At 70.8% G+C, this 19,205-nt stretch carries 17 protein-coding genes and 1 riboswitch; of the genes, 14 read left to right on the top strand and 3 right to left on the bottom strand.

Going from position 1 to position 19,205, the window contains the following annotated elements:
• Positions 1 to 78 precede the first annotated feature (78 nt).
• Entirely contained in the window at positions 79 to 984 is a 906-nt protein-coding gene (locus tag ACZ63J_RS42895) for an alpha/beta fold hydrolase (protein WP_465401798.1), read from the top strand.
• A 103-nt stretch (positions 985 to 1,087) separates the two neighbouring features.
• Here the strand turns inward: ACZ63J_RS42895 and ACZ63J_RS42890 are convergent, their stop codons facing one another.
• The gene (locus ACZ63J_RS42890; protein ID WP_465342299.1) at positions 1,088 to 1,609 is read right to left on the bottom strand and encodes a YflT domain-containing protein; all 522 of its coding nucleotides are present in this window, start codon (positions 1,607 to 1,609) and stop codon (positions 1,088 to 1,090) included.
• A 212-nt stretch (positions 1,610 to 1,821) separates the two neighbouring features.
• On the opposite strand from ACZ63J_RS42890, the gene ACZ63J_RS42885 reads away from it, so the two are divergent.
• The 4 genes from ACZ63J_RS42885 to ACZ63J_RS42870 are packed head-to-tail and all read left to right on the top strand — an operon-like array spanning position 1,822 to position 6,005.
• Positions 1,822 to 3,186: a glutamine synthetase family protein gene (locus ACZ63J_RS42885; RefSeq protein WP_465401640.1), complete on the top strand. Its 1,365-nt coding sequence runs from the start codon at positions 1,822 to 1,824 to the stop codon at positions 3,184 to 3,186.
• Positions 3,167 to 3,877, top strand: coding sequence for a gamma-glutamyl-gamma-aminobutyrate hydrolase family protein (locus ACZ63J_RS42880; protein WP_465401641.1), 711 nt, complete (start codon positions 3,167 to 3,169; stop codon positions 3,875 to 3,877). Before ACZ63J_RS42885 ends, ACZ63J_RS42880 begins: the two co-directional genes overlap by 20 nt.
• A complete protein-coding gene (locus ACZ63J_RS42875) occupies positions 3,874 to 5,238 on the top strand; it encodes an aldehyde dehydrogenase family protein (RefSeq protein WP_465401642.1) in 1,365 nt (454 codons plus the stop codon). The genes ACZ63J_RS42880 and ACZ63J_RS42875 overlap by 4 nt, the downstream gene beginning before the upstream one ends.
• Positions 5,238 to 6,005, top strand: a complete 768-nt coding sequence (locus tag ACZ63J_RS42870; RefSeq protein WP_465310480.1) for a 3-oxoacyl-ACP reductase — start codon at positions 5,238 to 5,240, stop codon at positions 6,003 to 6,005. Before ACZ63J_RS42875 ends, ACZ63J_RS42870 begins: the two co-directional genes overlap by 1 nt.
• On the opposite strand, the gene ACZ63J_RS42865 is transcribed toward ACZ63J_RS42870, so the two are convergent.
• Positions 6,002 to 6,199, bottom strand: coding sequence for a hypothetical protein (locus ACZ63J_RS42865; protein ID WP_285454732.1), 198 nt, complete (start codon positions 6,197 to 6,199; stop codon positions 6,002 to 6,004). The genes ACZ63J_RS42870 and ACZ63J_RS42865 overlap by 4 nt on opposite strands.
• Before the next feature lie 72 nt (positions 6,200 to 6,271).
• Here ACZ63J_RS42865 and ACZ63J_RS42860 point away from each other — a divergent pair, with 72 nt between their 5' ends.
• From ACZ63J_RS42860 to ACZ63J_RS42830, 7 genes are all read left to right on the top strand, one after another.
• Positions 6,272 to 7,561: a helix-turn-helix domain-containing protein gene (locus ACZ63J_RS42860; RefSeq protein ID WP_465401643.1), complete on the top strand. Its 1,290-nt coding sequence runs from the start codon at positions 6,272 to 6,274 to the stop codon at positions 7,559 to 7,561.
• A 310-nt stretch (positions 7,562 to 7,871) separates the two neighbouring features.
• Positions 7,872 to 7,965: riboswitch (glycine riboswitch) on the top strand.
• A 135-nt stretch (positions 7,966 to 8,100) separates the two neighbouring features.
• Positions 8,101 to 10,932: an aminomethyl-transferring glycine dehydrogenase gene (gene gcvP / locus ACZ63J_RS42855; RefSeq protein ID WP_465401799.1), complete on the top strand. Its 2,832-nt coding sequence runs from the start codon at positions 8,101 to 8,103 to the stop codon at positions 10,930 to 10,932.
• Positions 10,933 to 10,939: 7 nt separating this feature from the next.
• Positions 10,940 to 12,031 carry a glycine cleavage system aminomethyltransferase GcvT gene (gene gcvT, locus ACZ63J_RS42850; protein ID WP_465401644.1) on the top strand — a complete coding sequence of 364 codons (1,092 nt, stop codon included), beginning with the start codon at positions 10,940 to 10,942 and terminating at the stop codon, positions 12,029 to 12,031.
• Positions 12,032 to 12,045: 14 nt separating this feature from the next.
• Positions 12,046 to 12,423: a glycine cleavage system protein GcvH gene (gene gcvH / locus ACZ63J_RS42845; protein ID WP_465310483.1), complete on the top strand. Its 378-nt coding sequence runs from the start codon at positions 12,046 to 12,048 to the stop codon at positions 12,421 to 12,423.
• Positions 12,423 to 13,697, top strand: a complete 1,275-nt coding sequence (gene glyA, locus ACZ63J_RS42840) for a serine hydroxymethyltransferase (protein WP_465401645.1) — start codon at positions 12,423 to 12,425, stop codon at positions 13,695 to 13,697. The genes gcvH and glyA overlap by 1 nt, the downstream gene beginning before the upstream one ends.
• Positions 13,694 to 14,695: a lipoyl synthase gene (gene lipA / locus ACZ63J_RS42835; protein WP_465401646.1), complete on the top strand. Its 1,002-nt coding sequence runs from the start codon at positions 13,694 to 13,696 to the stop codon at positions 14,693 to 14,695. The genes glyA and lipA overlap by 4 nt, the downstream gene beginning before the upstream one ends.
• Positions 14,696 to 14,709: 14 nt before the next feature.
• Positions 14,710 to 16,077, top strand: a complete 1,368-nt coding sequence (locus ACZ63J_RS42830) for an L-serine ammonia-lyase (protein WP_465401647.1) — start codon at positions 14,710 to 14,712, stop codon at positions 16,075 to 16,077.
• Between the two features lie 15 nt (positions 16,078 to 16,092).
• Here the strand turns inward: ACZ63J_RS42830 and ACZ63J_RS42825 are convergent, their stop codons facing one another.
• Positions 16,093 to 16,275, bottom strand: coding sequence for a hypothetical protein (locus ACZ63J_RS42825; protein ID WP_465401648.1), 183 nt, complete (start codon positions 16,273 to 16,275; stop codon positions 16,093 to 16,095).
• A gap of 179 nt (positions 16,276 to 16,454) precedes the next feature.
• On the opposite strand from ACZ63J_RS42825, the gene ACZ63J_RS42820 reads away from it, so the two are divergent.
• Both ACZ63J_RS42820 and ACZ63J_RS42815 read left to right on the top strand, forming a co-directional pair.
• Complete coding sequence (locus tag ACZ63J_RS42820; protein ID WP_465401649.1) at positions 16,455 to 17,180, top strand: FadR/GntR family transcriptional regulator; 726 nt, start codon at positions 16,455 to 16,457, stop codon at positions 17,178 to 17,180.
• 76 nt (positions 17,181 to 17,256) lie between these two features.
• Positions 17,257 to 19,203 (top strand): transglycosylase domain-containing protein, encoded by a 1,947-nt coding sequence (locus ACZ63J_RS42815; protein ID WP_465401650.1) that lies wholly within the window; start codon positions 17,257 to 17,259, stop codon positions 19,201 to 19,203.
• Positions 19,204 to 19,205 lie beyond the last annotated feature (2 nt).

Raw genomic sequence — 19,205 nt, 5'->3', positions numbered from 1 at the left:
GTGCCACTCACCGAGGTCGGGGCGGACAGCTTCGCCCCGCGCACCCGCGTCGTCCACGGGTACGAGCGCGCCTACCGGATGGCCGGGCGCGGGCCGGCCCTGCTGTTCCTACACGGCATCGGCGACGACTCGGCGACGTGGCTGGAGCTGCTGGCCTCGCTCTCGGCCGACCACACGGTGATCGCGCCCGACCTGCTCGGCCACGGCGCTTCGGCCAAGCCGCGCGCGGACTACTCCGTCGCGGCCTACGCGTGTGGGATGCGCGACCTGCTGACCACGCTCGACGTCGACCGGGTGACGGTGATCGGGCATTCGCTGGGTGGTGGTGTCGCGATGCAGTTCGCGTACCAGTTCCCGGAACGCTGCGAACGGCTGGTGCTGGTCGGCTCGGGCGGCGTCGGCGCGAGCGTGCACCCGCTGTTGCGGCTGGCCGCCGCGCCGGGCGCGGGGCTGGTGCTGCCGCTACTGGGCACGCGCCCGGCGCTGACGGCGCTGCGCGGGCTCGCCGAGCTGCTGCGGGTGTCCGAGGGGCTGGGGCTGGGGCCGGACCTCGACTACGTGGTGACGCGCTACGTCCGGCTGCTCGAGCCGGGCACGCGCTCGGCGTTCCTGCGGACGCTGCGGTCGGTCGTCGACTGGCGCGGGCAGGTGGTCAACATGCTGGACCGTTGTTACCTGACCGAGGGAATCCCGACGCTGCTCGTGTGGGGGACCGACGACCGGGTGGTGCCGAGCGGCCACGCGCGGCGCGCGCACGGGGCGATGCCGGGCAGCAGGCTGGTGCTGTTCGAGGGCGCGGGCCACTTCCCGCACCGGTCCGACCCGCGGCGGTTCCTGGAGATCCTGCGCGAGTTCCTGGCGGAGGCACCCCCGGCTGAGTACGACCGCGGGCGGTGGGGTGAGCTGTTGCGTGCGGGCCGTCGGGCGGGTTCGCCGGACCCGGCGGAGATTCCGGACGCGCCGACGGTGTCGTCGGGGACTTGAGTCGCGCCTGCCGGACACAACCAACGCCCCAGTTGGCCACTCCTGACACGACGAAGGCCGCCTCCGGAAAACCGGGGGCGGCCTTCGAACTGGCCTCAGTGCGTCAGTGGCCGAAGGCGCTCCGCGCCGCGAGGTCCGCGAGCAGCTCACGACCCTTCTCGGCGTTGCGTGGCTGCGACAGCACGTCGTACCGCCGGGCCACCAGCTGGCTCTGCGAGATGAACCCGCGCTTGTTGCGGTTCGCCGCGTAACCCAGGGCCCCGAACAGCAGGTTGAACCCGAGGCCGGCGACCAGGCCGATCGCGATCGGCACCAGCCCCGCGCCGGGGTTCAGCAGGCTGAGCACCAGGCCGAGGAACACACCGAACATCGCGCCGGATGTTGCCGCGCTGCCCAGCACCTTGCCCCAGGACATCTTGCCCGCGATCCGCTCCACGAGCATCGGCTCGACGCCCACGATCGTGACGTCCGTGACCGGGAAGTCCGTGCCCGCGAGGTGGTCGACCGCGCGCTGTGCCTGCTCGTAGGACTCGTACGAACCGATCGGCCAGCCGGTGGGCAGGGTCGGCAGCTGGGGCCGGGCCTGCTGCTGTCCGATCGTGGTCTGCGTGAATGCTGTGGTCATCGATCTCACCTCTCCTGCCCCGTTCAACGTGGGAGTACCCCGGATTCCTCCCGTCGAGCGGGAATTCACAGACTCTTCTCAGCCGGGCAAACCGCGCATACCGGCTCCCGAGTCAATGGCTCAAGAAAATACCTTTGTTCCGGTTGACCGTCGCGGCGTCACCGGGTAGGAAGAAGCCGCAAAGGATTCGCATCAAACCTTTGGGGCGGCTGATGGCACGCAGGCGAGGCATGCTCACGCTGGACGAGCTCCGGGCGCGCGTGGACGCGGGCACGATCGACACCGTGCTCGTCGCGCTCACGGACATGCAGGGCAGGCTCCAGGGCAAGCGCTGCTCGGCCGAATACTTCCTGGACGAGGTCGTCGGCCACGCGACCGAGGCCTGCAACTACCTCCTGGCCGTCGACGTCGACATGAACACCGTCGACGGCTACGCGCTGTCCTCCTGGGAGAGCGGCTACGGCGACTTCGTGCTGCGTCCCGACTTCGAGACGCTGCGGGAGATCCCCTGGCAGGAGGGCACCGCGCTGGTGCTGGCCGACGTCGAGCGGGTGCAGGGCGGCTCCGTCGACGTCTCGCCGCGGCAGATCCTGCGCCGGCAGCTCGACCGCCTCGCCGAGCGCGGGCTCGGCGCCTACGTCGGGACCGAGCTCGAGTTCATCGTCTTCGAAGACACCTACGAAGCCGCCTGGGACAAGCGCTACGCCGGTCTCAAGCCCGCCAACCAGTACAACGTCGACTACTCGATGCTCGGCACCGCGCGCCTCGAGCCGCTGCTGCGCCGCATCCGCAACGAGATGGCCGGCGCCGGCCTCTACCCCGAGTCCGCCAAGGGCGAGTGCAACCCCGGCCAGCAGGAGATCGCCTTCCGCTACACCGACGCGCTCACCACCTGCGACAACCACAGCGTCTACAAGAACGGCGCCAAGGAGATCGCCGCGCAGGAGGGCAAGAGCCTCACGTTCATGGCGAAGTACAACGAGCGCGAGGGCAACTCCTGCCACATCCACATCAGCCTGCGCTCGACCGAAGGCCGCGCGGTCCTCGCCGGCGACAACGAACACGGCTTCTCGAAGCTGATGGAGCACTTCCTCGCCGGCCAGCTCGCCGCGCTGCACGAGCTGACCTACTTCCTCGCGCCGAACATCAACTCCTACAAGCGGTTCGTGCCCGGCAGCTTCGCGCCGACCGCGATCGCCTGGGGCACCGACAACCGCACCTGCGCGCTGCGGGTCGTGGGCCACGGCGAGTCGCTGCGCGTCGAGAACCGCGTGCCGGGCGGGGACGTCAACCCGTACCTCGCCGTCGCCGCGCTGATCGCCGCCGGTCTCCACGGCATCGAGAACGAGCTGGAGCTGGAAGAGCCCTTCACCGGCAACGCCTACCACTCCGACCGCGGCACGGTGCCGACCACGCTGCCCGCGGCCGCCGCGGCGCTCGCGGGCAGCGAAATCGCCCGGAGCGCGTTCGGCGAAGACGTCGTCGAGCACTACCTGAACGCGGCGAAGATCGAGGTGGACGCCTACAACGCCGCCGTCACCGACTGGGAGCTCATCCGTGGTTTCGAGCGCCTCTAAGCCCGTCATCGGGCTCACCAGCTACCTCGAACCCGCGAAGTTCCTGGTCTGGGAGACCGAAGCCGTGCTGCTGCACCGGGTCTACGTCGACTGCGTCGTCGCGGCCGGCGGTGTCCCGGTGGTACTGCCCCCGGTGTCCGACGCGTACGACGAACTCGTGTCCACTGTGGACGGCCTGGTGCTCACCGGCGGCGCGGACGTCGAACCGGAGCGCTACGGCCAGGAGCAGCACCCCACCACCTACATCCGGCCGAACCGGGACGCCTTCGAGTTCGGCCTGTTCGAAGCGGCCCGGCGCCAGGGCAAACCGGTGCTCGGCGTCTGCCGCGGCCTGCAGGTGATGAGCGTCGCCCTCGGCGGCACCCTGGTCCAGCACCTGCCGGAAGCCCGGGACACCACCGAGCACCAGCCCGCGCCGGCGACGTTCGGCCGGGGCACCGTCACGCTGGCCGAGGGCAGCCGGGCCGCCGCGATCCTCGGGTCCGAGACGAAGACGCTGTGTTACCACCACCAGGCCGTCGACCGCCTCGGCGCCGGCCTGGAACCCGTCGGCTGGGCCGCCGACGGCACGGTCGAAGCCGCCGAAGTCCCGGGTGAGTTCACCCTGGGCGTCCAGTGGCACCCCGAGCAGGACACCGACGACGTCCGGCTGTTCCAGGCCCTCGTCGAAGCGAGCAAGGAGAGGAAATGACGACGTTCGACGTCCTGAACCCCGCCACCGAGGAGGTGGTGCGGACCGTCCCGCTGACCAGCGCCGAGGAGACCGACGCGGCGATCGCCCGCGCCCGGGCGGCGTTCCCGGCGTGGCGCGACGTCACCCCCGGCGACCGCGCGCGGCTGCTGCGCCGCTTCGCCGACGCCGTCGAGGCCGACATCGAGAACCTCGCGCGGCTCGAGGTCGAGAACTCCGGGCACACCATCGGCAACGCCCGCTGGGAGGCGGGCAACGTCCGCGACGTCCTCAACTACTACTCCGCCGCGCCGGAACGCCTGCTCGGGCAGCAGATCCCGGTGCCGGGCGGGGTCAACGTCACCTTCCACGAGCCGCTCGGCGTCGTCGGCGTGATCGTGCCGTGGAACTTCCCGATGCCGATCGCCGGCTGGGGCTTCGCGCCCGCGCTCGCCGCCGGCAACACCGTGGTCCTCAAGCCCGCCGAGCTGACGCCGCTGACCGCCATCCGGCTCGGTGAGCTGGCGCGCGAGGCGGGCATCCCCGAAGACGTCTTCCAGGTGCTGCCCGGCAAGGGATCCGTGGTGGGACAACGGTTCGTGGACCATCCGGGTGTCCGCAAGGTCGTCTTCACCGGCTCCACCGAGGTCGGCAAGCAGATCATGGCCGGCTGCGCGGCGCAGGTGAAGCGCGTGACGCTGGAGCTGGGCGGCAAGAACGCGAACATCGTCTTCGCCGACGCCGACCTCGAGAAGGCCGCGGCCACCGCGCCCTACGGCGTCTTCGACAACGCGGGCCAGGACTGCTGCGCGCGGTCGCTGATCCTGGTGCAGGCCAGCGCGTACGACCGCTTCATGGAGCTGCTGGAGCCCGCGGTGCACGGCGTCGTCGTCGGCGACCCGGGCGATGAAAAGACCGAAATGGGCCCGCTGATCTCGGCCGCGCACCGGGAGAAGGTCGCCTCCTACGTGCCGGACGACGCGCCGGTCGCGTTCCGCGGCACCGCGCCGGAAGGCCGTGGCTTCTGGTTCCCGCCGACCGTCCTCACCCCGCCCGACCTGCGGCACCCGGCCGCGGCGGACGAGGTCTTCGGCCCGGTCGTCGCCGTCGTGCCGTTCGCCGAAGAAGCCGACGCGCTGCGGATGGCCAATGCGACCGAGTACGGTCTGTCCGGGTCGATCTGGACCCGCGACGCCGGCCGCGCGTTCCGGGTGGCGCGCGGGGTGGAAGCCGGCAACCTGTCGGTCAACTCGCACTCTTCGGTGCGCTACTGGACGCCGTTCGGCGGGTTCAAGCAGTCCGGCCTCGGCCGCGAGCTGGGCCCCGACGCCGCGGCGGCGTTCACCGAAACCAAGAACGTCTTTCTGAGCACGGAGGAGTAATGGTCCAGCGTTTCGAAGGCCGCGTCGCGGTCATCACCGGCGGCGCGAGCGGCATCGGGCTCGCCTCAGCGCGCCGTCTGGCGAGCGAAGGCGCGAAGGTCGTCATCGCGGACCTGACGCCGGTCGAGGGCAAGGCGGCCGCCGACGAGATCGGCGGCGCGTTCGTCCAGACCGACGTCACCGACGCAGAGCAGGTGGAGAGCCTCTTCCACACCACGGTCGAGCAGTTCGGCTCGGTCGACGTCGCGTTCAACAACGCCGGCATCTCCCCGCCCGAGGACGACTCGATCCTGACCACCGGCATCGACGCGTGGGAGCGGGTCCAGCGGGTCAACCTGACGTCGGTGTACCACTGCTGCAAGGCCGTCCTGCCGCACATGCAGCGCCAGGGTCGCGGTTCGATCATCAACACGGCATCGTTCGTCGCGGTGATGGGCGCGGCGACGTCGCAGATCTCCTACACCGCGTCCAAGGGCGGCGTGCTCGCCATGAGCCGTGAGCTCGGCATCCAGTTCGCGCGCGAGAACATTCGCGTCAACGCGCTCTGCCCGGGTCCGGTCAACACGCCGCTGCTCAAGGAGCTGTTCGCGAAGGACCCGGAACGCGCGGCGCGGCGGCTGGTGCACGTCCCGGTCGGCCGGTTCGCCGAGCCCGAGGAGATCGCGGCGGCGGTGGCCTTCCTGGCCAGCGACGACGCCAGCTTCATCACGGCGTCCCAGTTCCTGGTCGACGGCGGCATCTCCGGCGCGTACGTCACCCCGCTCTAACGCTTGGTCGGTTTCTTGACGCCGTAGACCTCCCGCAGGTAGCTCCAGGCGGCGTTGAGCTTCTTGCGCTCCTCGGAGACGAGCCGTTCGCGGCGCCGCAGCACGCGAACGGCGATCTCCGAGGCGAGGAACGCGCCGGCGGCGAAGGTCAGGACGCCGACGATCAGGGTCAGGGCGATGACGGTGGTGGTCATGGTCACCAGCGTCGAGCCGGCGTGGGCGATTTGTCCCTGCGCAAAACTAGCGGGTTTCGTTAGCTTTGTGAGGTGACGCACTGGCGCGCCGACGAGTGGGCGGAAGCGGTCCGGGCCGGCATCCGCGCGAGGGGGCTTTCCTTCGACGAGGCCGCGCGACGCATCGGCGTCCCCACGTCGACCCTGCGCAGCTGGGTCGAGCACCGGCACGCGCCGAAGGTGACCGTCTTCGACCACTGGGCCCAGCTCGCCGAGGTCACCGGGCTCAGCGAGGCAGACCTCCTGCGCGTCGCCGGTGTGCTGCCCGACTCCCTGGCCAGCCCGGTGCACGTCGCTCACGCCGCGAAGGCGCTGCGGGAAGGCATCGACCGGGCCGGGCAGTTCCTCCGGCAGGCCACCGCGCTCGTCTACTCCTCGCCCGGCACCCAGGTCGCCAACCTCATCGCCGCGTCGCCGGTCGACTGGGAGATGCGGATCCGGTCCGCCACCCGCGGGGACGAGGTCCGCGTCACCTACCACCACTACGTCGGGATCGTGCCGCCGCGGGACTTCCCGTTTTCCGAGGAAGAGGCGCGGCGGATCCTCGAACACGACGTCCTCGGCGAGCTGTGGCGGCCGCTCGGGCTGTACTGGCGGGTCGCCGAGGTGCACGACTGGCACGAGCCGCCGCGGCTGGTCATCCAGGTGCCCGAGCAGGAGGCGACGCGCCCGCCCGCGCCGTCGCCGGTCGTCGCCGCGCCGCCGGTTGTCGTGCTGTCGCCGATCTGGGGGTACGGCGAGCTGCTGGCGTCGCTGGTCGCCGACGGGCTCGGGTTCGGCAACGTCGACTTCCGCTACTTCGGCCTGCCCGACACGATGGCCGACCGCGTCCGGATCACCGCCCGTGAGCTGGCCGAACCCGCGCCGCGGCTGGTGCACTCGGTGCCGCCGATCATGCTGCTGCACGGCCTGGCCGTCCCCGACCTGACCGGACGGCTCCCGGTCGTCGTCCGCTACGGCCCCCGGATGCGGGCGCGGGCCGCCCGGATCTACCGCGAGCCGCTGCTCGACGCCGGGTTCGCCGACCCGTTGGCGGGCGCGCGGGCGATCGAGGAGGCAGTGTCGGTGCCCCCGGGGCACGCTTACTTCGAGGTGACGCTGGCCGACGAGGACGTCTTCGACGGCGACCGCCCGAGCCTCGACCGGCTCAACGACACGGTGGCTTGGCTCGCGGAGCAGATCGTGGAGCAGGTGCTCCTCGGCGCCGGGCACCCGCCGGTGCCGCTCGGCGGCCCGTTGAAGCGGCTGGTGCTGCCTTCGGGCCGGGTGCGCCGGCCGCCTGTGCTGGCGGGGAGCGCCGTGCGTCGGGTCGCTCACGGCTAGCACACAGCGCGAGGTGTTCCGGCTCGCGAACACAGCCGGGGAGAACCAGTTTCAGGTCGGCTCAGGTGCTTCGACCGGCAGACGCGCTGTGACCTCCGGACTGCCGGTGGGCACGCTCGTGCAGTCTGCGGTCTCCCGCAGGAGCGGATCGGCGACGAGCACCCCGGGTGGGCCGGCGGCTGCGACCCGCCAGCAGGCGGGAGCCACCCGTCGAGTCGCGCTCGAAGACTGATGTGGCGTTGCCCGTGTGAAGTAGACTGATCTCGCAGGCGGCAGGTACGGTAACCGCCACAACTGCAGATCGGGCCGTCGAGCCGAGGCGGGAGAGCCCTCACGAACGTGGTGGGGCACCGAAGGAGCAAACTCCCCGGAATCTCTCAGGTAACCGCTACCGCTTCGCGCGAGGCCACTCTGGAAAGCAGGCGCACCCGCGCCTCACCCAAGGTGAAAGCCGCTTCACACGCGGTGAAACTCTCAGGTGCCATGACAGAGGGGGAGTTCCCAGCGCACCCGTGTGCGCCCGGCCTGAGGAGCTCCCGATCACTTCTACGCAGTTCGACGCCCGCCACATCGGCCCGTCCGAGGCCGAGCGCGCGAAGATGCTGGCCGAGTGCGGTTACGGCAGCCTGGACGCCCTCGTCGGCGCCGCCGTCCCGAGCGCCATCCGCGCGACCCGTGAGCTCACCCTCCCGCCGGCCGCGTCCGAAGAGGACGCCACCGCGGAGCTGCGCGCCCTCGCCGCGCGCAACCGGCCGATGACGCAGATGATCGGCCTCGGCTACTCCGACACCGTCACCCCCGGCGTGATCCGCCGCAACGTCCTCGAGAACCCGGCCTGGTACACGGCGTACACGCCCTACCAGCCGGAAATCTCGCAGGGCCGGCTCGAAGCGCTCCTCAACTTCCAGACGATGGTCGCCGACCTGACCGGCCTGGCCACCGCGAACGCGTCCCTGCTGGACGAGTCGACCGCCGTCGCCGAGGCCGTCACGCTGATGCGGCGCGCGTCCAAGTCGAAGTCGAACAAGGTCGTGCTGGACGCCGAGTGCCTGCCGCAGACCATCGCCGTCGTGCGGACCCGCGTCGAGGCGCTGGGCATCGAGGTCGAGGTCCGCGACCTGCTCACCGGCCTGCCGGACGAGTTCTTCGGCGTCGTCGCCCAGTACCCCGGCGCGTCCGGCGTGCTGCGCGGCCGCGGCTTCTACCACGCGATTTCCGAGTCGGCGAAGGCCGCGGGCGCGCTGTTCACCGTCGCCGCCGACCTGCTCGCCCTCACCCTGATCACCGCCCCCGGCGAGTTCGGCGCCGACGTCGCCGCCGGGTCGACGCAGCGCTTCGGCGTCCCGCTCGGCTACGGCGGCCCGCACGCCGGGTACATGTCCGTCCGCTCCGGCCTCGAGCGCTCGCTGCCCGGGCGCCTGGTCGGCGTCTCGGTCGACGCCGACGGCAACTCCGCCTACCGCCTCGCGCTGCAGACGCGTGAGCAGCACATCCGCCGCGAGAAGGCGACGTCCAACATCTGCACCGCGCAGGTCCTCCCGGCTGTGCTGGCCGCGATGTACGCGGTCTACCACGGCCCGGACGGCCTCAAGCGGATCGCGCAGCGCGTCCACGGCCTGGCCGCGGGCTTCGCCGACGCGCTGCGCAAGACCGGCGTCGAGGTCGTGCACGAGTCCTTCTTCGACACGGTCATCGCGCGTGTCCCCGGCCAGGCCGCCGAGGTCCACGCGGCCGCCCGCGAGGCCGGGATCAACCTCGGCCACGTCGACGCCGACCACGTGCGGGTCGCCTTCGACGAGGTCAGCACCCCCGCGATCGCCGCGAACGTCCTGAAGGCGTTCGGGGTCGAGGAAGACGTCCAGGACGGCGTCGCGCTCCCCAACGGCCTCGCCCGCGAAAGCGGCTTCATGGGCCACGAGGTCTTCGGCAGCCACCGCTCCGAGACGGCGATGCTGCGGTACCTGCGTCGCCTGTCCGACCAGGACTACGCGCTCGACCGCGGCATGATCCCGCTCGGCTCCTGCACGATGAAGCTCAACGCCACCACCGAGATGGAGCCGATCAGCTGGCGCGAGTTCGCCGGCATCCACCCGTTCGCCCCGGCCGAGGACGCCGAGGGGTACCACACGCTCGTCGGGCAGCTCGCGGACTGGCTGGCCGAGGTCACCGGCTACGACAAGGTGTCGCTGCAGCCCAACGCGGGCAGCCAGGGCGAGCTGGCCGGGCTGCTGGCCATCCGCGCGTACCACCGTTCGAACGGTGACGAGGCCCGCGACGTCTGCCTGATCCCGTCGTCGGCGCACGGCACCAACGCCGCGTCCGCGGTGCTCGCCGGGATGCGCGTGGTCGTCGTCAAGTGCACCGACGAGGGCAACGTCGACCTGGCCGACCTGCGGTCCAAAGTGGACGCACACAAGGACACGCTCGCCGCGATCATGGTCACCTACCCGTCCACGCACGGCGTGTACGAGCACTCGATCGACGAGCTGGCCAAGATCGTCCACGACGGCGGCGGCCAGGTGTACGTCGACGGCGCGAACCTCAACGCCCTGCTCGGCCTGGCCAAGCCGGGCGAGTTCGGCGGCGACGTCTCGCACCTGAACCTGCACAAGACCTTCTGCATCCCGCACGGCGGTGGCGGCCCCGGTGTCGGCCCGGTCGCGGTGCGCGCGCACCTCGCGCCGTACCTGCCGAACCACCCGCTGCTCGACGCCGCGGGCCCGGAAACCGGCGTCGGCCCGATCAGCGGCGCGCCGTACGGTTCGGCGTCGATCCTGCCGATCTCCTGGGCCTACGTCCGCATGATGGGCGCGCCCGGCCTGACCGCGGCCACGAAGGTCGCCGTGCTGGCCGCGAACTACGTCGCCTCGCGGCTGGCCCCGCACTACCCGGTGCTCTACACGGGCCAGGACGGCCTGGTCGCGCACGAGTGCATCCTCGACCTGCGCCAGCTCACCAAGGAGACCGGCGTGACGGTCGACGACGTCGCGAAGCGGCTCATCGACTACGGCTTCCACGCGCCGACCATGTCGTTCCCGGTCGCGGGCACGCTGATGGTCGAGCCGACCGAGTCCGAGGACCTGGGCGAGATCGACCGGTTCTGCGACGCGATGATCGCCATCCGCGCCGAGATCGACGAGGTCGCATCCGGCAAGTGGAGCGCGGAGGAGTCGCCGCTGCGGGGCGCCCCGCACACCGCGGAGACGCTGGTCGGGGAGTGGGACAAGCCCTACAGCCGCGAGCTGGCCGTGTTCCCGGCCGGGGTGTCGCGCAAGAACAAGTACTGGCCGCCGGTGCGGCGCATCGACGGCGCCCGCGGGGACCGTAACCTCGTCTGCTCCTGCCCGCCCCTCAACGCTTACGAAGGCTGATCCCGACGTGTCGAAGGAAACCTCCCTCCACGGAGTCCACAAGGGACTCGGTGCGCTGTTCACCGACTTCGCCGGCTGGTCCATGCCGGTCCGCTACGCCAGCGAGCTGGCCGAGCACAAGGCGGTCCGCGAGGCGGCCGGGCTGTTCGACCTCTCGCACATGGCCGAAATCCACGTCACCGGCAAGCAGGCGGCCGACGTCCTGGACTTCGCGCTGGTCGGCAACCTCACCGGGGTCAAGCCGGGCCGGGCGCGGTACACGATGATCTGCGACGCCTCCGGCGGTGTGCTGGACGACCTCGTCGTTTACCGCCTGGCCGACGAGCACTACCTCGTCGTCGCGAACGCGGGCAACGCGAAGGTCGTCGCCGACGCGCTGGCCGAGCGGGTCGCGGGCTTCGACGCGGTGGTCGACGACCGGTCCGAGACGACCGCGCTGATCGCCGTCCAGGGTCCGAACGCCGTCGCGATCCTCGGCTCCGTGACCGACGCCGACCTGGACGCGCTGAAGTACTACGCCAGCGTGCCGGCGGTCGTGAAAGGCCATGACGTCCTGCTCGCCCGCACCGGCTACACCGGCGAAGACGGCTTCGAGCTGTTCGTGAACGCCGACGAGGCGCCGGCGGTCTGGCGCATCCTGACCGAGGCGGGCGAGGGCCACGGCCTGGTCCCGGCCGGGCTGGCCTGCCGCGACACGCTGCGGCTGGAAGCCGGGATGCCGTTGTACGGCAACGAACTCACCCTCGACCAGAGCCCGTTCGAGGCCGGGCTCGGGCGCGTCGTCAAGTTCGAGAAGCCGGGTGACTTCGTCGGCCGCGCGGCGCTGGAAGAGCGGTCCAAGGCGGACGTCCCGCGCGTGCGGGTCGGCGTTCGCGGAGCGGGACGTCGTGCGCCGCGCCACGGCTACAAGCTGCTGTCGGACGGCGTCGAGATCGGCGAGGTCACCAGTGGGGCGCTGTCGCCCACGCTGGGTTACCCGATCGCCATGGCGTACGTCGATCGGGCGTACGCCGAGCCCGGCACCGAGCTGTCCGTCGACATCCGGGGCAGGATCGAGCCCGTCGAAGTCGTCGCCCTGCCCTTCTACTCCCGCGCGTAAGGACTTACTGAACCGTGAGCATTCCCGAGAACCTGCAGTACACCAAGGAACACGAGTGGCTGTCCGTCTCCGACGGCGTCGCGACGGTCGGCATCACCGCCTTCGCCGCCGAGTCGCTCGGTGACATCGTGTTCGTCCAGCTGCCCGACGCCGGCGCGACCGTGACGGCGGGCGAGGTGTTCGGCGAGGTCGAGTCGACGAAGTCCGTCAGCGAGCTGTACGCGCCCGTGTCCGGCGAGGTCGTCGAGGTGAACGGCGCCACTTCGGACACCCCCGAGGTCATCAACTCGGACCCGTACACGGAAGGCTGGCTGCTGAAGGTGCGGCTCACGGGCGACGTCCCCGAGCTGCTCGACGCCGCCGCGTACGCCAAGCTCACCCAGGAGAACTGATGACGACCTTCGACGCCCACCTCGCCGACGTCGACCCGGAGGTCGCCGCGGCCGTCGCCGACGAGCTGACCCGCCAGCAGTCCACGCTGGAGATGATCGCGTCCGAGAACTTCGCCCCGGTGGGCGTGCTCGAGGCGCAGGGTTCGGTGCTGACCAACAAGTACGCCGAGGGTTACCCGGGTCGCCGTTACTACGGCGGCTGCGAGCACGTCGACGTCGTCGAGCAGCTCGCCATCGACCGCGCGAAGGCCCTCTTCGGCGCCGAGCACGCCAACGTCCAGCCGCACTCGGGCGCGCAGGCCAACGCGGCCGCGATGTTCGCCGTGCTCAAGCCCGGCGACACGATCCTCGGCCTCGACCTGGCGCACGGCGGCCACCTGACGCACGGGATGAAGATCAACTTCTCGGGCAAGCTCTACACCGTGGTCGCCTACCATGTCGACAAAGAGACCGGCATCGTCGACCTGGCCGAGATCGAGCGTCTTGCCGTCGAGCACAAGCCGAAGCTGATCATCGCCGGCTGGTCCGCGTACCCGCGTCAGCTCGACTTCGCCGAGTTCCGCCGCATCGCCGACCTCGTCGACGCCCGCCTGATGGTCGACATGGCGCACTTCGCCGGGCTGGTCGCGAGCGGGCTGCACCCGTCGCCGGTGCCGCACGCCGACATCGTCACCACGACCACGCACAAGACCCTCGGCGGCCCGCGCGGCGGGCTCATCCTCTGCCGCGAGGAGCTCGCGAAGAAGATCAACTCCGCGGTGTTCCCGGGCCAGCAGGGCGGGCCGCTGGAACACGTCATCGCGGCCAAGGCCGTCGCGCTGAAGATCGCCGCGAGCGAGGAGTTCAAGGAGCGGCAGCAGCGGACGCTCGAAGGTTCGCGGATCCTGGCTTCGCGCTTGTCGCAGGCGGACTGCGCTGACGCCGGGGTGCGTGTCCTGACCGGCGGCACCGACGTCCACCTGGTGCTGGTCGACCTCGTCCAGTCCACTCTGGACGGTCAGCAGGCCGAGGACCGGCTGCACGAGGTCGGCATCACGGTCAACCGCAACGCCGTCCCGTTCGACCCGCGCCCGCCGATGATCACCTCCGGCCTGCGCATCGGCACCCCGGCGCTGGCCACCCGCGGCTTCCAGGCCGAGGACTTCACCGAGGTCGCCGACGTCATCGCCGAGGCGCTGAAGCCCGACTTCGACGACGCTCTCCGCTCGAAGCTGCGTGACCGCGTCGAGGCGCTGGCCGCGAAGCACCCGTTGTACGCGAGCCTTTCGCGATGAGCGCGCTGCCCGAGGGCCGGAAGCTGCTGCGGCTGGAAGTCCGCAACAGCGAGACGCCGATCGAGAAGAAGCCGCCGTGGATCAAGACGCGGGTGCGGATGGGGCCGGAGTTCACCGAACTCAAGGGTCTGGTGCGCCGCGAAGGTCTCCACACCGTGTGCGAAGAGGCCGGTTGTCCCAACATCTACGAGTGCTGGGAAGACCGTGAAGCCACCTTCTTGATCGGTGGGGATCAATGCACGCGCCGTTGTGACTTCTGCCAGATCGACACCGGCAAGCCTGCTGCCCTGGACCGTACTGAGCCGCGCAAGGTTGCGGAGTCCGTGCAGGCCATGGGTCTCCGGTACTCGACGGTCACCGGCGTGGCCCGCGACGATCTGGAAGACGGCGGTGCCTGGCTGTACGCGGAGACCGTGCGTCAGATTCACGCTCTGAACCCGGGTACCGGTGTCGAGCTGCTGATTCCGGACTTCAACGCGGACCCGGACCAGCTGGCCGAGGTGTTCGGCTCGCGGCCGGAGGTGTTGGCGCACAACGTCGAGACGGTGCCCCGCATTTTCAAGCGGATCCGTCCCGGCTTCCGCTACGCGCGGTCGCTGGAAGTCATCACCAAGGCGCGTGAGGCCGGCCTGGTGACGAAGTCCAACCTCATCCTCGGCATGGGCGAGACCCCCGACGAGGTCGCGCCCGCGATGCAGGACCTGGTCGACGCGGGCTGCGAGATCCTGACGATCACGCAGTACCTGCGTCCCTCGCCGCGGCACCACCCGGTGGACCGGTGGGTCAAGCCGGAGGAGTTCGTCGAGCACTCGAAGGCCGCCGAGGCCATGGGCTTCGCCGGGGTGATGGCCGGTCCGCTCGTGCGGTCGTCGTACCGCGCGGGACGGCTTTACGCCCAGACCAAGGGTTACCGTGGGGAGGAGCTGCCGGAGAACCTGCAGCACCTCGCCGACCAGGGCCCGGCCGCGCAAGAAGCCAGCTCCCTGCTGGCGCGATAGGAAGGGGCGGATCAATGGCGATCAGCGTCTTCGACCTGTTTTCCATCGGCATCGGCCCGTCGAGCTCCCATACCGTCGGGCCGATGCGGGCGGCACTGACCTTTGTGGACGGACTCGGCGACGACCTCGGGCGCACCGCACGCGTCCAGTCGGAGCTGTTCGGCTCGCTCGGCGCGACCGGCTTCGGCCACGGCAGTGACAAAGCCGTCCTGCTCGGGCTTTCGGGTGAGCGTCCGGAAGAGATCGACACCGACACCGTGGCCGGGCGCATCGCGGCGATCCGCGAGTCCGGCCTGCTGCTGTTGGCCGGCACGCACGAGATCACGTTCGACGAGGACAACGACCTCACCATGCACCGGCGCAAGTCGTTGCCGGCGCACCCGAACGGCATGGTCTTCCGCGCGTTCGACGCGGCGGGGGAGCTGCTGCGCGAACGGACGTACTACTCGGTCGGCGGCGGCTTCGTCCGCGACGAGTCCTACGAGACGGACGCGGTGTTCGTCGAGGACGCGACGCCGGTGCCGTACCCGTTCCGCACCGGCGCGGACCTGCTCGGGCACTGCGCGTCCACCGGGCTGCCGATCAGCGAGATCATGCTGGCGAACGAGCTGTCCTGGCGGTCACGCGAAGAGGTCCGGGCCGGGCTGCTGGACATCTGGGCGGTCATGGCGGAGTGCGTCCGCAACGGCTGTACGCACGAAGGCGTCCTGCCTGGCGGCCTGAAGGTGCCGCGGCGCGCGAAGGCGCTCCACGAGAAGCTTCTGGCCGAGGACGGCGCGGACGACCCGCTGTACGCGATGGACTGGGTGAGCCTCTACGCCCTCGCCGTCAACGAGGAGAACGCCGCGGGCGGGCGCGTGGTGACCGCGCCGACCAACGGCGCCGCCGGGATCATCCCCGCCGTGCTGCACTACTACCAGCGGTTCATCCGGCACTCGACCGACGACGGCATCGTCAAGTTCATGCTCACCGCGGGCGCGATCGGCTCGATCCTCAAGCAGACGGGCTCGATCTCGGGCGCCGAGGTCGGCTGTCAGGGCGAGGTCGGCTCGGCCTCGGCGATGGCGGCGGCGGGCCTGACGGAGGTGCTCGGCGGCTCCCCGGCCCAGGTGGAGAACGCGGCCGAGATCGGCGTCGAGCACCACCTGGGCCTGACGTGCGACCCGGTCGGCGGCCTGGTCCAGATCCCGTGCATCGAGCGCAACGCGGTCGGCGCGTCGAAGGCGATCCACGCGGCGAGAATGGCGATGCGCGGCGACGGCAGTCACGTGGTGACGCTGGACAAGGCGATCAAGACGATGCGCGAGACAGGCGCGGACATGAGCGTGAAGTACAAGGAGACCGCCCGCGGCGGGCTGGCGGTGAACGTCATCGAGTGCTGACGGCGGCGGGCCGGCTCAGTGCTGCTGGTCTTCCACCGCCAGCTTCAACCCCACCTCGACCAGCCGCCAGCCGAGCTGCTGTCTCCGTGTTCCCGGCCTGCGGCTCGGCGTCGCTCGCCCCGGCGGGCGGTTGCGCACGCCGTGGCGCAGTTCGTTCTCTCGCTCGTGGACCAGGTCCTCGGCCATCAAGAAGTGCACCGGATCGCCCCCTGCGTCGATGTTCGGTGTCGGTGTCCCCATCGTCGCCGAACGTGGCCGTCCGGTTCCACCGGTTTTTCCGCCCGCGAACACAGTGTCACCGAGAGCGACGGCGTGAGGCCACTCCGAAGGTGCGCTGCGCCCGGGGTGATCGACTCGGCGCGGCCTAAACTCGCGGGATGGAGTCGACCTCGGTGGTGAATGCCGGTGAAGCGCTGTTCCGGCCGGTCCGCGCGGGCAACGCCTTCGAGGAGACCGTGGAGCGGCTGCTGCAGGCGATCCGGCTCGGCGTGGTGGGCGCGGGGGAGCGGCTCCCGTCGGAACGCGAGCTCGCCGAACGGCTCGGGGTCAGCCGCGTCACGCTGCGCGAGGCCATCCGGGCCCTTTCCGACGCCGGTTACGTCGAGTCACGGCGAGGCCGCTACGGCGGCACGTTCGTGAACGACACCCTGCCCGGACCGCCCGAGCGGTCACCCGGAGGCAAGGTCGAACCGATCGCGCTCGAAGACGCATTGAGCCTCCGATACGTCCTCGAGACCGGCGCCGCGGAGATGGCCGCCGCGCGGTCGCTGAGCCCGGCGGACCGCCGGCACCTGACCGGAACGCTCGCCGAAGCCGCGAGCGCGGACCTCGACGACTACCGCCGCAAGGACTCCCGGCTGCACCTGGCGATCGCGGAGGTGACGGCGTCCGGCTCGCTGACCACGGCGATGGCCGACGCGCGCACCCGCGTCAACCAGCTGCTCGACCGGATCCCGCTGCTGCCGCCGAACCTCGAGCACTCGAACGCCCAGCACGAGGCGATCGTGGACGCGATCCTCGCCGGAGACGCGGTCGCGGCCCGCCACGCCATGGCCGAACACATCGAAGGCACGGCGTCGCTCCTGCGTGCGTTCCTCGCCTGAACCTGTCTTGACAGGATTCGAACAACCTCGTTAGTTCTCCACAGAACCTTCTCACCCGTTCGGCCGTCATCCATTCGTGACCTTGGCGACCGAGGAACCAGCGGAAGAGCACGAGCAGTCGGACACCCCGCGACGCCGGCGGTGGCGGCGGATCCGACGCATCGGGTACTGGACCTTCGGGCTGCTGGTCGGCGTGCCGCTGATCGCCTTCTGGGTCGCCTACCTCGTGCTCGACGTCCGCAGCCCGCAGGACGTCCTCGCCGGGCTCGACAAGACCGTCGTCCTGCAGTACTCGGACGGGTCCGAGCTGCTCAAGGTCATCCCGGCGGACGGCGACCGCACCTTCGTGCCCTACACGCACGTGCCCGCGAAGCTGCGGGACGCGATCGTCGCCACCGAGGACCCGACCTTCTGGGACAACCAGGGTTTCGACCCGACCGGCATCGGCCGCGCGTTCCTCACCGGCGTCGGCGGCGGGTCCGGGATCACCCAGCAGTACATCAAGAAGTCCACCGGCGACGACGACGCGACGATCGGCCGCAAGTTCGCCGAGCTCGTCCTGTCCACGAAGATCACCCAGGAGCAGAGCAAGGAACAGATCTTCGAAAGCTACGTCAACATCATCTCCTTCGGCCGCGGCACGTTCGGGCCCGCCGCGGCGATGAACGCCTACTTCGGCAAGAAGCTCGACGACTCGATGACCTGGAGCGAGGCCGCGTTCCTGGCCGGGATGATCCAGTCGCCGTCGGTGCACGACCCGGCCGCCTCGGGCGACGCCCACGCCGCGCGGCGCTGGCAGTACGTGCACGACAAGCTCGTCGCCCGCGGGTACGTGCCGGGAACCGAACCGATGGCCTACCCGGGCGCCGAGATCCAGGCGCCGTCGGAGACGCGCGCCGGGCGGGTCACCTACGACGAGTTCCACGTCAAGCAGCAGGTGCTGGCCGAGCTCGAACAGGACGGCTTCCCGCTGGGCCGGCTCCAGCAGGGCAACATGACGGTGGTGACGACACTCGACCGCGGGATGCAGGACGCCGCCAAGAAAGCGTTGCAGGACAGGCTGAAGGGCGAGCCGAAGGAGTTCCGCGGCGCGGTGGTCTCGGTCGACCCGAAGACCGGCGCCGTGCGCGCCTACCAGGGCGGCGACCAGGGCGTCCGCGACTACGCGGGCACCTCGCACGCGGCGGGCTCGGCGTTCTACCCGTTCACGCTCGCGGCGGCCCTGCGCCGCGGTTTCGGCCCGGACACGCCGATCGCGGCGCCCGCGGAGCAGGAGTTCCTCGGCGAGAAGTTCAAGTACCCCGACGTCTGCGTCCAGAAGTGCACCCCGCGGATGGCGATGGCGACCCACGCCGACGGCCCGTTCGTCGCGCTGGCGAAGAAGCTCGGCCCGGACGCGCTCAGCGAGACCGCGCGGCAGGCGGGCATCCCCGACACCGTCGACGGCTCCCCGACGATGCGGGAGAAGGACGGCTTCCTCATCGGCGCGGGCATCGCGATCGGCCGGTACCCGCTGCGGCCGCTGGACCTGGCGGGCGCCTACGCGACGTTCGCCGCGGAGGGCGTGCGCACGACCCCGCACCTGGTGGCGAAGGTGCGCGACGAAAGCGGCGCGGTCGTCTGGGAGCACACCGACACCACGCGCCCGGCGTTCGACGAGAACGGCGACGAGAGCCGCCGCGTCGCGGAAGACGTCACGCGGACCCTCGGCACGACCCTCGACGACGGCCGCCCGGCCGCGCTGCGCACCGGCGAAGCCGAGCACGGCAGCAGCCCGGACAACCAGGACGCCTGGGCGATCGGCTACACCCCGCAGCTGGCCACGGCGGTCTGGATCGGCTCCGACGACGACCGCCGGCTGACCGACGCGACCGGCGCGAAGCTGACCGGGGACGTGGTCCCGGCCGACATCTGGCGCACGTTCATGGCCGCGGCGCACCAGGGTCAGCCGTTCCGCCGGCTGGGCGGCGCGGAGCGGGGCATCCCGCTCGCGCCGCCGATCGACGTCCGCCCGCGGCGGTGAGC

The sequence above is a fragment of the Amycolatopsis sp. NPDC104863 genome (assembly GCF_055582965.1).
This window is presented reverse-complemented; position numbering and strand designations above follow the sequence as displayed.

What these genes read in the sequence shown, in the direction of transcription:
- ACZ63J_RS42875 (WP_465401642.1), top strand. Translation starts at nt 3,874, where the DNA reads ATGACGACGTTCGACGTCCTGAACCCCGCCACCGAGGAGGTGGTGCGG.
- ACZ63J_RS42885 (WP_465401640.1), top strand. Translation starts at nt 1,822, where the DNA reads ATGGCACGCAGGCGAGGCATGCTCACGCTGGACGAGCTCCGGGCGCGC.
- lipA (WP_465401646.1), top strand. Translation starts at nt 13,694, where the DNA reads ATGAGCGCGCTGCCCGAGGGCCGGAAGCTGCTGCGGCTGGAAGTCCGC.
- ACZ63J_RS42870 (WP_465310480.1), top strand. Translation starts at nt 5,238, where the DNA reads ATGGTCCAGCGTTTCGAAGGCCGCGTCGCGGTCATCACCGGCGGCGCG.
- ACZ63J_RS42830 (WP_465401647.1), top strand. Translation starts at nt 14,710, where the DNA reads ATGGCGATCAGCGTCTTCGACCTGTTTTCCATCGGCATCGGCCCGTCG.
- ACZ63J_RS42890 (WP_465342299.1), bottom strand. Translation starts at nt 1,609, where the DNA reads ATGACCACAGCATTCACGCAGACCACGATCGGACAGCAGCAGGCCCGG.
- ACZ63J_RS42820 (WP_465401649.1), top strand. Translation starts at nt 16,455, where the DNA reads ATGGAGTCGACCTCGGTGGTGAATGCCGGTGAAGCGCTGTTCCGGCCG.
- ACZ63J_RS42895 (WP_465401798.1), top strand. Translation starts at nt 79, where the DNA reads ATGGCCGGGCGCGGGCCGGCCCTGCTGTTCCTACACGGCATCGGCGAC.
- ACZ63J_RS42865 (WP_285454732.1), bottom strand. Translation starts at nt 6,199, where the DNA reads ATGACCACCACCGTCATCGCCCTGACCCTGATCGTCGGCGTCCTGACC.
- glyA (WP_465401645.1), top strand. Translation starts at nt 12,423, where the DNA reads ATGACGACCTTCGACGCCCACCTCGCCGACGTCGACCCGGAGGTCGCC.